General features: G+C 66.5%; 16 protein-coding genes. 4 read left to right on the top strand and 12 right to left on the bottom strand.

All coding sequences use genetic code 11. The features are described 5' to 3' along the window. Positions 1 to 208: 208 nt before the first annotated feature. On the top strand, positions 209 to 778 hold the full coding sequence (locus H4O13_10215) for a hypothetical protein (protein ID MBE5315765.1): 570 nt from the start codon (positions 209 to 211) through the stop codon (positions 776 to 778). A gap of 84 nt (positions 779 to 862) precedes the next feature. Continuing rightward, a complete protein-coding gene (locus H4O13_10210; protein ID MBE5315764.1) occupies positions 863 to 1,081 on the top strand; it encodes a hypothetical protein in 219 nt (72 codons plus the stop codon). 398 nt (positions 1,082 to 1,479) lie between these two features. Here H4O13_10210 and H4O13_10205 read toward each other — a convergent pair whose 3' ends face one another. Continuing rightward, the gene (locus H4O13_10205) at positions 1,480 to 3,576 is read right to left on the bottom strand and encodes a TonB-dependent receptor (GenBank protein ID MBE5315763.1); all 2,097 of its coding nucleotides are present in this window, start codon (positions 3,574 to 3,576) and stop codon (positions 1,480 to 1,482) included. 148 nt (positions 3,577 to 3,724) lie between these two features. Between H4O13_10205 and H4O13_10200 the strand changes: the two genes are divergently transcribed. Further along, a complete protein-coding gene (locus H4O13_10200; protein ID MBE5315762.1) occupies positions 3,725 to 4,195 on the top strand; it encodes a MerC domain-containing protein in 471 nt (156 codons plus the stop codon). A gap of 138 nt (positions 4,196 to 4,333) precedes the next feature. Here the strand turns inward: H4O13_10200 and H4O13_10195 are convergent, their stop codons facing one another. Further along, a complete protein-coding gene (locus H4O13_10195; protein ID MBE5315761.1) occupies positions 4,334 to 4,822 on the bottom strand; it encodes a DUF4442 domain-containing protein in 489 nt (162 codons plus the stop codon). Between the two features lie 166 nt (positions 4,823 to 4,988). Between H4O13_10195 and H4O13_10190 the strand changes: the two genes are divergently transcribed. Continuing rightward, positions 4,989 to 5,144: a 30S ribosomal protein THX gene (locus H4O13_10190; protein MBE5315760.1), complete on the top strand. Its 156-nt coding sequence runs from the start codon at positions 4,989 to 4,991 to the stop codon at positions 5,142 to 5,144. Between the two features lie 103 nt (positions 5,145 to 5,247). On the opposite strand, the gene H4O13_10185 is transcribed toward H4O13_10190, so the two are convergent. Genes H4O13_10185 through ccmA form a run of 10 tightly spaced genes read right to left on the bottom strand, consistent with a single transcriptional unit; the run spans position 5,248 to position 13,404 of the window. Further along, the gene (locus tag H4O13_10185; protein MBE5315759.1) at positions 5,248 to 6,366 is read right to left on the bottom strand and encodes a homoserine O-acetyltransferase; all 1,119 of its coding nucleotides are present in this window, start codon (positions 6,364 to 6,366) and stop codon (positions 5,248 to 5,250) included. After that, entirely contained in the window at positions 6,363 to 7,547 is a 1,185-nt protein-coding gene (locus tag H4O13_10180) for a hypothetical protein (protein ID MBE5315758.1), read from the bottom strand. Before H4O13_10180 ends, H4O13_10185 begins: the two co-directional genes overlap by 4 nt. Positions 7,548 to 7,552: 5 nt before the next feature. Further along, positions 7,553 to 7,990, bottom strand: coding sequence for a cytochrome c-type biogenesis protein CcmH (locus H4O13_10175; protein ID MBE5315757.1), 438 nt, complete (start codon positions 7,988 to 7,990; stop codon positions 7,553 to 7,555). Next, a complete protein-coding gene (locus tag H4O13_10170) occupies positions 7,987 to 8,529 on the bottom strand; it encodes a DsbE family thiol:disulfide interchange protein (protein MBE5315756.1) in 543 nt (180 codons plus the stop codon). Before H4O13_10170 ends, H4O13_10175 begins: the two co-directional genes overlap by 4 nt. Then, positions 8,529 to 10,508: a heme lyase CcmF/NrfE family subunit gene (locus tag H4O13_10165; GenBank protein MBE5315755.1), complete on the bottom strand. Its 1,980-nt coding sequence runs from the start codon at positions 10,506 to 10,508 to the stop codon at positions 8,529 to 8,531. The genes H4O13_10170 and H4O13_10165 overlap by 1 nt, the downstream gene beginning before the upstream one ends. 31 nt (positions 10,509 to 10,539) lie before the next feature. Next, entirely contained in the window at positions 10,540 to 11,091 is a 552-nt protein-coding gene (locus H4O13_10160) for a cytochrome c maturation protein CcmE (GenBank protein ID MBE5315754.1), read from the bottom strand. A gap of 10 nt (positions 11,092 to 11,101) precedes the next feature. Further along, the gene (ccmD, locus tag H4O13_10155; protein ID MBE5315753.1) at positions 11,102 to 11,293 is read right to left on the bottom strand and encodes a heme exporter protein CcmD; all 192 of its coding nucleotides are present in this window, start codon (positions 11,291 to 11,293) and stop codon (positions 11,102 to 11,104) included. Further along, complete coding sequence (locus H4O13_10150; protein ID MBE5315752.1) at positions 11,290 to 12,039, bottom strand: heme ABC transporter permease; 750 nt, start codon at positions 12,037 to 12,039, stop codon at positions 11,290 to 11,292. The genes ccmD and H4O13_10150 overlap by 4 nt, the downstream gene beginning before the upstream one ends. Further along, a complete protein-coding gene (gene ccmB / locus H4O13_10145) occupies positions 12,036 to 12,719 on the bottom strand; it encodes a heme exporter protein CcmB (GenBank protein ID MBE5315751.1) in 684 nt (227 codons plus the stop codon). The genes H4O13_10150 and ccmB overlap by 4 nt, the downstream gene beginning before the upstream one ends. Then, complete coding sequence (gene ccmA, locus H4O13_10140; protein ID MBE5315750.1) at positions 12,712 to 13,404, bottom strand: heme ABC exporter ATP-binding protein CcmA; 693 nt, start codon at positions 13,402 to 13,404, stop codon at positions 12,712 to 12,714. Before ccmA ends, ccmB begins: the two co-directional genes overlap by 8 nt. Between the last annotated feature and the right edge of the window lie 229 nt (positions 13,405 to 13,633).

The raw sequence follows: 13,633 nt of genomic DNA, 5'->3' as shown, positions 1-13,633 counted from the left end.
CGGAGGGGCCTTTAGACCGGGCACGCTATCACGGCGGCGAGCTGCCGGAGCCTGGCGCTACAAAGCCCCTACAAAGCGTTGACACAGCCGGCGAAACCGCGGGCGTGGCCTACGCAAACCCCACACTCAGGGGACTGAAGGGGCAGGCTGCGCGTGGTTTGCTATCGAGGTGAACGCCGCGTCGCGGCGCCTTCGAGGAGCCTGATCCATGTCGTTCTCTCTGCGCGCCATGGTGCCCATCGCCGTGCTGGCATTGACGCTGGCCGCTTTGGCCAGCGCGCTGCAGCCCGGCAGGGCTGATGCGCAGGCGGCGCCAGCGTCGTCGGGGGCGCTGAGCGCACGAGGGCTGTGGGCCGACGCGCGGGGCAATACGGTTCTGGTGAGCGAGCGACTGGAGGAGGAGGACGACACTCGTCTACCACCGGAGGTCGAACTCCGCTTCTTCGACGCGCAGGGCCGCACCGCTTGGATTCTCAGCTTGGGCCAAGGCGCTGTCACGGCGCTGATCGACGATCGCGAGCTGCTCTACCTCGCATTGGCCCGCGGAAGCGAACTGGAAGGTCAGGACATACGCACACAGTTGCTCGGCGTGGCAATGGACAGCGGGCAGATCCGTTGGCGCTTGGAGATCGACGGCGAGGTGACCGACCTCCTCGCCGACGGCGTCGGTGGGCTGCGTGCGCGCAGCCTGCGGACGGGGCCGGGCGTGCAGTCCGGTGAGCACCTGCTGAGCCTGCGCGACGGCGTTCTGCTTTGGGACGTGCCGCTGCGTGATTGATGGAATCGGTGGCCTCGCGGCCTCCTGCTCGCCGCCCGAGCCTGCCTGTCGAGAGTTCGCTCAAGCCGACCACGGAGGTGTCCGATGCTGATCCTGTGCTTCGCCTTCCTGCTGATGGCAGCAGGGGCATTCTGGCTGACCAGCGCGCATCCGGCGCGCAATGTGCTGCGTCTGCGCCGCACGCTGGTGTCGTTCTTTCTCCTGCTCGGCCTTCTGAGCCTCGGTCTGCAGCTGGCTCTGCAGGCGCCGGTGGCACCGCGCGAGCTTTCGTCTGCTGCCGGTATAGGCATCGGCTCGCGCTGAGGGCGTGTCTGCCGCCGCGCCGAAGGTCACACGCTCGCGTGTGGCGCGTCCTGCGCTTCGCATTTCCGTTGTCTTGCTCCGCGTTGCCTCAACTTCCGAGTACCTACGGCCTTGGCCTTTGTATCCCGCGACGCACTGTTGCTTCGCGTTGGTGACTCTCTGCGGTTGCAGAGCTTCCAAGCGCGCCAGGGAAGGCGCGCGCCTTCACGGCGTCAGGCACCGCGGCGCACGACCGCTGACGCTTGATCTGATGCGTCATGGTGAACTGGTGCAGCCGCGAGCGGCCGCGCTGGCTCTCAAGCCCACATCGCGGCTGAATTCATCGCGTGCGGCGACACCCGGCCATCCTTGGCCGGGTGGGCGGTGCTCACCGGTGCGCGGTGGCCCTGGACCAAGCCTCAGAAGAACGCGCGCAGTCCGAACAGCAGGTTGCGGCCGGGCAGCGGCGCATCTTCGTTCAACACCGAGGTGTGCATGCGGGCCTCGCGATCGCCAAGGTTGTTGCCGCGCAGGAACACTTCCCAGCCGATGTCTTCCACGTCCCAGTGGTAGGCCACGCTGGCATTCAGAAGGCTGAAGCCAGCGGTGGGCTCTTCGAATTCTGCGACGGCGCTCTGGGTGGCATAGCGCTGCGTTTCGATGCTTGCGCGCCAACCTTCAAGGTTCCAATTCAGCGCAAGTCCGGTGCGGTCCGGGGCGATGCGCGGCAGGGCGCCGCCTGCATCCAAGGTGGCGTTCACGGCATCGCCGAACAGGCGAAGCGCCCAGGCGCCGCTGGCGTTGTCAAACATCGCCCATTCCAACTCGCCTTCGACGCCGCGGAACGTGGCATCCGCCTGTGACCACTGCAGGACCGGAAGCTCGTCTTCTTCCCGACCGGTGTCGGCCTGGTAGATGAAGTCGTTGATGCGATTGCGATAGACCGAGAGCTTTCCGCTCAGCGGGCCGGCGTGCAGTTGCAGGCCCAGCTCGATCTGTTGGGAGGTCTCGCTTTCGAGGTCGGCGTCGCCAAGCTCATAGGCGCGGGTCGCGAGGTGCGGGCCGTCCGAGAACAGCTCCTCGGCGTTCGGGGCGCGTTCCGCCCGGTCGAAGCCAGCGCTGAAGTGCAAGGCCTCATTGAGCCGGAACAGGGCGCCAGCCGATGCGCTGACCCCTGAGAAGCTGCGGCGCTCGTGGCCGTCGGCCTCGATGCGCACGCGATCGGCGCGAACGCCCCACTCCAGCTTCCAGCGCTCCAGATTCTTCTCTTCAATGAGGAACAGGCCGATGTCGCGGGACAGCGACGGCGGCACGAAGGCCTCCTCGCCCAGTGCGCTGAAGTCGCGCCGGGAGGCCTGTACGCCAAGCGCACCCCGCCAGCCGGCGATCGGGGCATGCACCAGATCGGCGCGGGCCTCCACCGCATCGTTGTCGAAGCGGGTGCCGATCTCCTCGCCTTCAAGCTCGACGTGTCGATAGTTGTTGGCGCCGACGCGCAAGTTCACGGATTCGATGCCGTCGAAGGGAGTGAAAAGACCGCCCTTCAGATCCCAGCGGGTCTGGCCGAGATCAATGCGCACTTCTTCCTCTTCCTCACCTTCAGCCTTGTCGTACCCGTGCGCGTCGTCGTGCTCCTCTTCGTGCGAGTGGTGCGCGTGGCCCGGCACGCCGTACAGCGACTCGTAGCGGCTCAATGCCAATCCGAGGAAACCGCGCTCGCTGATGCAGCTCGCACCGGCGGCGCCACCGCGGGTATCCACAGCGCTGTTCGGCAGCAGGCCAAAGGGGTTCTCCTCGTCCTCATGCCCGTGTTCGTCGTGCTCTTCGTGCTCGTGCTCGTCGTCGTGCACATGGCGTGCGAAGCCTGGAATCTCGTAGTCGGCGGTGTCGCGTCGGAAGCCGTCCAGGTGCCATGCGATGCGGCCGCTGGCTCCATCCAGTCGGAACATCCCGCTGCGTTCGTCGGCGGCTGTGCCTGCACGCAGTTCGGCGCGCCCGCTGATCGGAGCTTCCGGCAGCACGCTCGGAACCCGGCCATCGACCACGTTGACGGCACCACCAATCGCGCCGGGGCCGTATAGCAGGGTCGCAGGGCCCTTCAGTACTTCGATCTGATTGGCCAGAAAGGGATCGATGCTGACCGCGTGATCCACACTGGTGGTGGATGCGTCCAGACTGCCAATGCCTTCGTTCAGCACCTGAACACGTGCGCCTTCCTGGCCGCGGATGATCGGGCGTCCGACGCCGGTGCCGAAGAACGAGGTCTGCACGCCCAGAACGCCGGACAGCGTTTCGCCCAGCGTCCCGGCGCGTCGGTCGTCCAAGGCCTCGCCTGCCAGGATTTCAACCGGCTGGACGACGTTCTCCGAATCCGAGCGGAGCGGGCTGGCGGTGACGATCAGTTCGTCGAGTTTCTTCGCGCGTTCCAGGTCGTGGGGTGCGCTGCTGGGTCCTTGCGCGAACGCAAGACCGGGCAGAAGAACGGCGATGGCGAGGCTGAGCGGATGAAGCTGCATACGGTCTCCGGTGTTATAACGTTGCTTCTTGAGCGTGAAAGAATGGGCGCAAGAGCGCCCAGCCGATTCGAGGAGTTGGACGTTATACTATCTCACCCGTTGGGCGTGAAGAGTCCGCCCGCCAGCGCTTACAGCTCAGGAAACTCCGATGTCTTCGAGTAGCGCCTTCATCGATACCTCTGCTTCGGTCAACAGCGCCACGGTGCAAGCGCGGAGTGATCTCGGCGAGCGCGCGGACCGCATCGGCGCGATCGCATCGACCGTCTGCGCAGTGCACTGCGCTTCCTGGCCGTTTGTGCTCGCCCTTCTGCCTGCGTTGGGCTCCAGCTTCCTGGCTTCGGAGTGGCTGGAGCGGGGGTTTGTGCTGTTCGCGACTGCTCTGGTCATCGGCAGCCTGGGACTTGGCTATCGGCAGCATCAAAAGGCCGCCGCCGCGGCGCTGGCTGCTCCGGGGCTGGGCTTGATCTGGTTCGGCAGCTTCGGCCCCTTGCACCATGACGTGGTGCCACACGCGGTGCTGATGACCCTGGGCGGGCTGTTCATCGCGTCAGCGCATCTGATCAACCTGCGCCACAAGCGCTCGCCGCACGTGCACGGTGTCGACTGTCGGCACGACTGAGCGCGTTGGCGAGCGACATCGCCTTGTCTCAGCAGCAGATTGACTCCCTTGCTGCGAGGTTTCGGCTTCTGTTGCGCGTTTGCCAGCACGCCCGACTGGCTGGGCCAAGGACGGTAGCCGCGGGTTGTCCGGGTTTCCTCAGCGCGAGCGCGGCACCCAAGCCCAAAGCATGCGGCAGGCAATGGGGGCCTCGCCGGTTTCGTCGGTCACTTCGACAGGCACCAACAGTTCGCCCTTGGGCGCGGCCAGAATCTGGGCGATCTGGGCCGGTTCGAGCCGCGAAGTCGCCCGCAGGGCGCCCTGGGTGCGCCGCAGAAAGTCGACCTGCAGACTCTTGATCAGCGGAAGGCGGTCATCCGGCAGGTGCCAGCCAAGACAGAAGCCACTCGCGGTCTCTGCCAGCAGCGCCATGGCGGCTGCGTGCACACCGCCGATATGGTTCTGAACGCGCCTGCGATTGGCAATGCGCAGGATCACCGACTCACCATCCACCCGCTCGAACTGGATGCGCGCTGTTCCCACCAGTGGCACCGCGCGACCCAGGATGCGGTCGCGCAACCACGGCCTAAACATGGCGGGCAGACTTTCGAGTTGGCGAATCCGACGGGCAAGGCGACTTTCGGTCATGGTCGTTCCAATGAAGTGGGACTTGTCATGGCACGGGCCTGGCTTGAGTGGACCCAGGTCGCGCGACTTGATGGATGCGCCCCGCGGTTTGCGCAGTGCGTCTGAGGTGGTAGGCTACACGGCTTTCCGAAGCGACCCGCTTTAACACAGTTCCGAGGAGCACATCATGGGCAAGGGCGATACCCGCACCCGCAAGGGCAAGATCTACAACGGCAGCTACGGCAATGCCCGTCCCCACGGCAGCAAGGCGACAGCCAAGTCGGTAGTGCCGGCCGCTCCGGTGGCTCCGGCGAAGAAGGCTCCGGCCCGCAAGAAGGCCTGAGTCTTCTTGGCAGCCTTGGGCTGCAAGCGCTTCGAACACCCCGCCTCGTGCGGGGTGTTCTCGTTTTGGGCGCACCCGCAGCGTGGGCGGGATCGCATTCAGCTCAGCCGGCTGTCGCGGTCATGAAGTCTTCGATCAGGGGGCAGAAGCGCTCGAAGTCGACGAGAAAGGCGTCATGGCCCTGAGGCGACGGCAGGCTGGCGAAGTGCACGTCAGCGCCGCCGCGGCGCAGACCTTCGGCGATCTGAGCCTGCTGCTCGATGGGGAACAGAATGTCGGTCTCGACGCCGATGACCAGCGCCTGCTGCAAACGGATGCGTGCCAGACCGCGCAGCACGTCGCCGTCGCCGTACTCGGCGCAATCGAACCAGTCCATCGAGCGCGACAAGTAGAGGTAGCAGTTCGGGTCGAACTGGCGGATGAAGCGCCGGGCATGACCCTCCAGATAGCTTTCGACCTGAAACTCGTGGCCGAAAGGGTCGTCCTCGCGCAGCTCACTGTCGAGGCGCACGCGGCCGAAGCGACCATGCCATTCGATCGCCGAGCGATAGGTCAGCACGCCAAGCTTGCGGGCGATGCGCATGCCGCTCTCGGGATAGGCCGAGTCGCTGTACTCGCCGCCGTTCCACAGCGGGTCGAGGCGGATCGCTTCGCGCTGCAGCGAGCGCACGGCGATTGAGAAGGGCAAGGCATGGGCGGCGCCGCAGACGTTCAGCATGCGACGCGCGGCCAGCGGATGCTGCAGCAGAAACGCAAGCGCGGTCATGCCGCCCATCGAGCAGCCGACCACGGTATCCAGCTGTTCGATGCCGAGGCCCCGTACCAGCGCAAAGGCGGCACGCGCGCCGTCTTCCACCGAGAGCTCGGGGAATGCCAGCCGCCACGCTTGGCCGGTGCTTGGATGGGGTGAGGCGGGTCCGCTGCTGCCGCGGCAGCTGCCCAGAGAGTTTGCGCAAATGACGAACCAGCGGCGGGTATCGATCGGCCTACCCGGGCCGATCATGGCTTCCCACCAGCCGGGCTCAGGGTCATCGGGATGACTGGCGGCGTGGGCGCTGGGCGACAGGCCGGTAAGGATCAGGACCGCGTTACTGCGTTCCGCGTTGAGTTCGCCCCAGGTCTCATAGGCTAGGCGACCGCCGTCCAGACAGCCGCCGCGCTTCATCGGAAACGGCGAGGGCAGGTCGAACCAGCGTGTGGCGGGCGGAATGAACTCGGTCACGGCAAGACGCGGTCGATCACCACGCGGGCACGACCCTCGCTCACCCGCACGGGTGCGCTCAGGCCTTCAAGGTCGCCGCTCTGCGGCGTGGCGTTGCCGCTGGCCGAAATGCGGGCGCCAACGACTACGTTGGCAAATGTGCCAAGGTTCATGCCTTCGATCATGCTCATGCTCTGATCCAGCACCAGCGTGGTGGGCAGCGATGCGGCGGAAAGCCGCTGGATCGCAAGCGGCGCGCGTGGTCCCTCAGGAGCGCGGGCGAATACGAACAGCACGGCATCGGGCGGCACTTGTCCGGCCAGTTCGGCGGCCAGTTCGACTTCGACCTCGATGCGTCCGCCGCTCGCCGCGCCGGCCGGAGTTTCGGTGGCGGGGGCGGCCGACGGGCTCGGAACCTCAGCGGACGCTGCCGGCAGCGGCTCCATCCCGGCTTGCCGCCGCGCTTCGTTGATCTGCTGGGTCAGGGCGGGACGCGCGGAGGCGTCTGCGGGCATTTGCGCCAGAACCGTTTCCCACAGTGCAGTGGCTTCCGCCGGGCGACCGTCCTGCAGCGCGGAGATACCGAGCAGCCAGGCGGCGCGGGCATTGCCTGGCTCGCGCTGGTGGGCGGCCTGCAGAAGGGCCAGTGACTCGCCTTCGAAGCGCCGGCTGGGGGTTGCCAGGGCCTTTGCCTCGGCGTAGTCGATCTGTACCTCGACGTTGTCGGCGGCCAGCGCATAGGCCTTGGCCATGGCCTCTTCGGCCGCGGCAAAGTCCTCCTGTGCGCGACGGCTGCGGCCGAGCAGAACCCAGCCTTCGACGTCATTCGGCTCGGCTGCAAGGCGTGCTTCAAGCGCGGCGATCGCCTCTTCCATGGTGGTGGGCGCGGGCGGCGCGACGCGCGCGGAGGGATCGAGCGCCTGCGGTGCGCCGACATGAAGGTAGAGCCCGAAGCCCAGCGCCGGCACCAGCACGGCCAGCGTGAGAATGAAGGCGACAGGCGTACGCTGCGGCGCGGGCTCGTCCGGCAGGGCCTGCAGGCGCTCGCGCAGCTCGTTCGCGTTCAGTGCTCCGCTGGCGGCCGCAGCACGGAGTGCGCGGCGCTTGTCCGCGTGTTCGTCGAGCAGGGGCGGTTTCAGCAGGGGGCGCAGCACGAAGGCCAGCGCAGCGATGCCGAGCACCGCGGCCAGAATCCAGAACATCGGGTTTACCACTCTTGATCGTTGTTGGAATCGTGCGTCGGCGCGGCGTTCTTGAGGCCGGCACTGCGACGGCGGACGACCACGGCAAGCGCAATGGCGCCGCCCAGCAGGACGACCGCCGGGGCGAGCCAGAGTGCCCAGTTCGCGCCCTGCAGCGGTGGCCGGTACAGAACGAAGTCGGTGTAGCGCGCGGCCAGATGCTGCTTGATCTCGTCGTTGCTTTTGCCTTCGCGCATCAGGTTGAAGACCTCGCGCCGAAGGTCCTGCGCGATCATCGCATCCGAGTCGGCGAGCGACTGGTTCTGGCACATCACGCAGCGCAGTTCGGCGGCGAGCTTGCGGAAGCGGTCCGCTTCGGCCTGGTCCTTGAAGGGCAGGGGATCAATGGCCAGGGCCGACAGGCTGAGCAGCAGGCCCAGCAGGAGAGCGAGCAGCCGGCTCATGATCCGACTCCGTCTTTCGAAGACAGCCGCGGCAGGATCTCGCGCTCGATATCCTCCCAGGTGATCGGGCCGATGTGCTTGTAGAGCACGGTGCCGTCGGCACCAATCAGGAAGCTCTCCGGAGCTCCGTAGACGCCGTAGTCGATGGCGGTATGGCCCTCGAAGTCGACGAGTACGAGCGCGTAGGGGTCGCCGAACTGGTTCAGCCAACGCAGTGCGTCTTCGCGCTGGTCCTTCCAGTTGAAGCCGATCACCGGCAGGTGTCCGGCGCGCGCCAATCGCGCGATCACCGGATGCTCTTCGCGGCAGCCCGGGCACCAACTGCCGAAGACGTTGAGCAGGTAGGGGCGGCCAAGCAATTCCTCGCTTCGGACCGTGCGTTCCGGCTCATGCAGGCTGGGCAGTTCGAAGGCTGGCGCCGGCTTGCCAATCAGCGGTGAGGGAATCGCGTTGGGGTCGCGTACGGCCGAAAGCCAGATCCCGGCGCCGAGCAGCGTAGCCAGCGCCAGAAACACCATCAGCGGCAGCAGGCGCTGAATCATGCGCGCGCTCCGACGGGTTCCGGATTCGGTGTCGCGGGCGCGGCCAGCGGCTCTGCCGCGGGCACACGACGGAAGCGGCGATCAAAAGCCACCACAAAGCCGGCGATGGTCATCAGCAGAGCGCCGAACCAGATCCAGCGGATGAAGGGCTTGACGTAGACGCGCACCGACCAGGCTTCGCCGTCGCCCAAAGGCTCGCCCAGCGCCACGTAGAGGTCGCGGGTCACACCCGGGTCGATGCCCGCTTCGGTCATGATCTGGCCACCGCTCTTGTAGGCGCGCTTCTCCGGGTGCAGCGTGGCGATCTGGCGATCGTCCACGTAGATGTGCACGGTGCCGCGGTCCGCATCGAAGTTCGGGCCCTCACGGTGCGCCACGCCCTCGAACTCGAAGCGGAAGCCGCGCAGCTCGGTCGACTCGCCGGGCTTCAGCGCCAGGTCGCGCTCGATGCTGGTGCTCTCCACCAGCAGCACGCCGGCCACGAACACGCCGACGCCAAAGTGGGCGAGCAGCATGCCGCTCATCTCCGCGGTGAAGCGGCGGCCGGCTGGCGCCGACTGCCAGCGCTTCCAGGCATACAGTGCAGTGCCTGCCATCACCCAAGTGGCGCCAGCCACGCCGGCCCACGTCTTGAACGTGCCGTCTTCGATGCTGAAGAACGCGAGTGCTGTCGCCAGCACGGTCAGTGAGAAAGCGAATTTGATCAGCGGTACGAAGCGTCCCCAGTGCTCCTGCTGCCAGCGCGCGAAGGGAGCGAAGGGCATCAGCAGCACGACCGGCACCATCAGCGCCGTGAACAGAAGGCCGAAGTAGGGCGGTCCCACCGACATCTTGCCGAGGTTCAGGGCATCGGCCAGCAGCGGATAGAGCGTGCCGATCAGCACCATTGCCGTGGCGGCGCTGAACAGCAGGTTGTTCACCAGCAGCAGGGTGTCGCGCGACAGCGGGGCCGCCGGCTTGCCGCGCTCGATGCCGCCTGAGCGCAGCGCATACAGCAGAAGCGAGCCGCCGACCACGATCAGCAGGAAGATCAGGATGAACACCCCGCGCTCGGGGTCGGAAGCGAAGGCATGTACCGACGTGAGCACGCCGGAACGCACCAGGAAGGTGCCGAGCAGGGACAGCGAGAAGGCGGCGATGGCGAGCAGCAGGGTCCAGCCGGCGAAGCTGCCGCGCTTCTCGGTCACCGCCTGCGAATGGATCAGTGCGGTGCCGACCAGCCAGGGCATGAAGCTGGCGTTCTCGACCGGGTCCCAGAACCACCAGCCGCCCCAGCCCAGCTCGTAATAGGCCCACCAGCTGCCCAGGCCGATTCCGAGGGTCAGGAAGGCCCAGGCCACGTTCGTCCAAGGCCGGCTCCAGCGCACCCACTGCGCGTCCATCTTGCCGCCCAGAAGTGCAGCGATGGCGAATGCGAAGGCGACGGCGAAACCGACGTAGCCGGCGTACAGCATGGGCGGGTGGAAGATCAGGCCGGGGTCCTGCAGCAGCGGGTTCAGGTCGCGGCCCTCGGCCGGCGCGGGCAGCAGGCGATCAAACGGGTTCGAGGTCAGCAGGGTGAACAGCAGGAAGCCGACGCTGACCCAGCCCATCACCGCCAGCACGCGGGCCACGACGTGCAGGGGCAGGCTGCGCGAGAAGGCCGCGACCGCGATCGTCCACAGCGCCAAAATCAGCACCCACAGCAGCAGCGAACCCTCGTGTGCGCCCCAGACTGCCGAAATGCGATACATCATGGGCAGCAGGGTGTTGCTGTTGTTGGCGACGTAGGCTACGGAGAAATCCTGCTGGATAAAGGCCGCCGTCAGGATCAGGTAGCTCAGCAGCAGAAAGGCGAATTGCCCGTAGGCCGTCGAGCGGCCCAGCGCCATCAGCCCAGCATGACCCCGCCAGGCGCCATAGAGCGGCAGAGAGGACTGCACCAGGGCCAGCACCAGGGCCAGCACCAGCGCGAAGTTTCCAAGTTCGGGAGTCATGGCATGGGTCTCAGGCGCGGCGCGGGCCGCATCAGTAGCTGCTCTTGCCGTCGGCGGGCGGGTTGGCCGGCGCGGCTTCGACGGCAGGGTCGCCATAGCCGCCCGTGCGCAGGGCTTCGGCTTCCTGCTTGAGCTTCTCGGCGCGGGCGATGCGCGCCTGGGTCATCTTGTCGGCGACCTCGGCGGGCATGTAGGTCTCGTCATGCTTGGCCAGCACCTGGGTGGCAACGAACACACCCTCTTCGATGCGACCCTTGGCGATCACGCTCTGGCCCTCGCGGAACAGGTCGGGCAGCACCCCACGGTAGACCACAGGGAAGTCTTCCTCGCGATCCGTGACCTTGAAGCGGTATTCGACTTCGCGCGTGGCCTCGACGCGCCCACTCTCGACGCTCTCCTCCAGCACCACGCCGCCCAGGCGGAACACACCTGTCTCGGGGGCCGCGCCGGCGATGACCTCGCTCGGCGAGTGCAGATAGTTCAGGTTCTCCTGCAGGGCCAAGGCGACCAGGCTGCCGGCAACCAGGCCGGCGCCCAGAATCAGGCTGGCAACGATCAGGCGACGCTTGCGCACGGGATGCATATCAGGCTCCTCAGGGAATCGGGTTCTGGGTTGCGCTTCCCGTGCGGGCGGCGTCGCGGCGCGCGCGCAGCGCGATCTCGCGCTGCAGGCGGCGCAGCCGCCAGGCCGGCTGCACCAGGTCCCACACCAGAAACACAAAGAAGATGGCAAAGCAGGACCACACGAAGGCGCTGTATTCGCCCATATCCAGCCAGGCGCTCATGCGGCACCTCCCAACGCGCGGCGCACCCAGTCCTTGCTGCGCTCGGCATCGGCAATGGCGACGCGGGTGCGCGCCAGCAGCGAGGCCATGAACCAGAGCTTGGTGCCGAAGGCCATGGCGATCAGTGGCGCGACCATGCTTGGATCCATGCTGGACTTTCCGAACAAACGAATGGTCGCGCCCTGGTGCAGGGTGTTCCACCAGTCGACCGAGAAATGCACGATCGGCACGTTGACGAAGCCGATCAGCGCAAGAAAGCTGGCAGCACGGGCGGCGGCGCGGCGGTCTTCAATCGCGGCATACAGGCCCATGACGCCCAGGTAGAGAAACAGCAGAACCAGTTCTGACGTGAGCCGAGCGTCCCAGGTCCACCAAGTGCCCCACATCGGCTTGCCCCAGATCGCTCCGGTCAACAGCGTGATGGCGGTAAAGGCCGCACCGATCGGCGCGCAGTTCATGGCCAGCTGTTCGGACAGCTTGATGCGCCAGACCAGGGCGATGAAGGCGTTGACCGCCATCACGGCATAGATGAACAAGCTCATCCACGCGGCTGGCACGTGCACGAAGATGATGCGGAAGGTGTCGCCCTGCTGGTAATCCGCGGGAACCTCATACAAACCCGCCCAGCTGCCCCACAGAATCATGGGGATGGCGATGCCATACAGCCAAGGAAGGCAGCGCCCGGCGAAGGCATAGAAATTGGGCGGAGAGCCCATCTTGTGGAACCACAGCAGGACAGGGTTCATGTCATCGCGATCCGAAGCGCAGTGGCCGTGGCCAGCGGCGCAAGAATGGTCAACAGGGCCAGACCGGCACCCAGCAGAAGCAGGGCACCGGAGTAGGGCAGGCCCTGCGCGGCAGCCGCCACGCAGCCCGCCCCGAGGATGAGGATGGGCATGTACAGGGGCAAAGCCAGCAAGGCCAGCAGCATACCCGAGCGCCGCATGCCGACAGTCAAGGCGACGATGATGCCGCCGACCAGACTAAGCAGGGGTGTGCCGATCAGCAGCGAGCTCAACAGAACCGGCAGCAGTCCTTGCGGCAGATAGAGCAGCTCGGCCAGCAATGGGGTGGCGATCAGCAGCGGCACCGATGTGGTCAGCCAATGCACCAGCACCTTGCCGAACAGCATCAAGGCCAGCGGCTGCGGCGCCAGCAGCAGCATCTCCAGGCTGCCGTCCTCCAGATCGCCCCGGAACAAGGTGTCCAGAGACAGCAGACCTGACAGCAGCAGAGCCACCCAGACGACGCCGGGCGCGATCAGGGCGAGCGTGGACTTCTCCGGCCCGATGGCCAGCGGGAACAGGGTGGCGACCAGCAGTGCGAACAGCACCGGGTTGAGCGCGTCGCCGCGACGCCGCCACACCAGCAGCAGATCACGGCGGATCAGAGCTCCGAAGGCTGTCAGAGCGGAGGAATCAGCCATGTGCAGCCTCCGGGCTGGCGTCCGCTTGCGCAGGATCGAGGCTCAAGGTGCGAGTGCGCACAGCGCCGGTGGCGTAGGCGCCATGGCTGGTGATCAGGGCCGCGCCACCGCGGCCCAAGTGGTGTGCCACGAGACGGTTGACCAGATCGATGCCCTCCAGATCGAGGTTGGCGTAGGGCTCGTCCAGCAGCCACAGACGGGCCGGAACAAGCAGCAGGCGCGCCAGGGCGAGGCGCTTCTTCTGGCCTGCCGAGAGCTGACGCGCCGGACTGTCCTCGAAGCCTGCAAGGCCCACGGCCGCCAGCGCGGTGACCGGCGAAATGCCAGGTCTCTGGCCGAATAGGCCGCGCGCGAAGCGTAGATTTTCTTCGGCTGTGAGTTCGCCCTTGTGGCCGAGCAGGTGCCCCAGCAGGGCGCAGCTGCGGGCCACCGAATCGCGGCTGGCGGCGACACCATCAATACTGACTTCGCCCGATTGCGCCGGCAGCAGACCAGCCAGCACGCGCAGCAGGGTGGTCTTGCCGCGGCCGTTCGCGCCGTGGACGAGCACGGCTTCGCCTGCATGGACGTGAAAATCGAGCGGCCCGAAGATCGGGTCGTCGTTGCGGGCGAAGGCCAGCCGGCGCGCCTGCAGCAGCGGCGGGGAATGCCTAGGCTCGAGGTCAGGGGAGAGGGGAGTGGTCATCTGGACGCGCATGCTACCGTTGGTAACAAAGGTCGTCGATGCGCTGGATCAAGTCCCGTTGTCAGGTTGCGGCTGCCCGCAGTGTTCGCCGGAGGGACTGCAGGAATCCTGGAGTATTGATCCAAGCTGCTGATCTTTAAAGCGTATCTGCGGATGTTTTGGGCTGCGGGGATGGCTGCTGCAGATCCGCTACATTTGCGCAACAGACTCGCACTTTCGCTTTTCCATC

The organism is Lysobacterales bacterium (assembly GCA_014946745.1).
Classification (GTDB): domain Bacteria; phylum Pseudomonadota; class Gammaproteobacteria; order Xanthomonadales; family Xanthomonadaceae; genus Aquimonas.
The sequence above is the reverse complement of the archived record's forward strand: the minus strand, read 5'-3'. Positions and strand labels throughout refer to the sequence as shown.

Excerpts from the sequence above, each read along its gene's own strand:
- H4O13_10215 (MBE5315765.1), top strand. The coding sequence starts at position 209 with ATGTCGTTCTCTCTGCGCGCCATGGTGCCCATCGCCGTGCTGGCATTG.
- H4O13_10210 (MBE5315764.1), top strand. The coding sequence starts at position 863 with ATGCTGATCCTGTGCTTCGCCTTCCTGCTGATGGCAGCAGGGGCATTC.
- H4O13_10205 (MBE5315763.1), bottom strand. The coding sequence starts at position 3,576 with ATGCAGCTTCATCCGCTCAGCCTCGCCATCGCCGTTCTTCTGCCCGGT.
- H4O13_10200 (MBE5315762.1), top strand. The coding sequence starts at position 3,725 with ATGTCTTCGAGTAGCGCCTTCATCGATACCTCTGCTTCGGTCAACAGC.
- H4O13_10195 (MBE5315761.1), bottom strand. The coding sequence starts at position 4,822 with ATGACCGAAAGTCGCCTTGCCCGTCGGATTCGCCAACTCGAAAGTCTG.
- H4O13_10190 (MBE5315760.1), top strand. The coding sequence starts at position 4,989 with ATGGGCAAGGGCGATACCCGCACCCGCAAGGGCAAGATCTACAACGGC.
- H4O13_10180 (MBE5315758.1), bottom strand. The coding sequence starts at position 7,547 with ATGTTCTGGATTCTGGCCGCGGTGCTCGGCATCGCTGCGCTGGCCTTC.
- H4O13_10175 (MBE5315757.1), bottom strand. The coding sequence starts at position 7,990 with ATGAGCCGGCTGCTCGCTCTCCTGCTGGGCCTGCTGCTCAGCCTGTCG.
- H4O13_10165 (MBE5315755.1), bottom strand. The coding sequence starts at position 10,508 with ATGACTCCCGAACTTGGAAACTTCGCGCTGGTGCTGGCCCTGGTGCTG.
- H4O13_10160 (MBE5315754.1), bottom strand. The coding sequence starts at position 11,091 with ATGCATCCCGTGCGCAAGCGTCGCCTGATCGTTGCCAGCCTGATTCTG.
- ccmD (MBE5315753.1), bottom strand. The coding sequence starts at position 11,293 with ATGAGCGCCTGGCTGGATATGGGCGAATACAGCGCCTTCGTGTGGTCC.
- H4O13_10150 (MBE5315752.1), bottom strand. The coding sequence starts at position 12,039 with ATGAACCCTGTCCTGCTGTGGTTCCACAAGATGGGCTCTCCGCCCAAT.
- ccmB (MBE5315751.1), bottom strand. The coding sequence starts at position 12,719 with ATGGCTGATTCCTCCGCTCTGACAGCCTTCGGAGCTCTGATCCGCCGT.
- ccmA (MBE5315750.1), bottom strand. The coding sequence starts at position 13,404 with ATGACCACTCCCCTCTCCCCTGACCTCGAGCCTAGGCATTCCCCGCCG.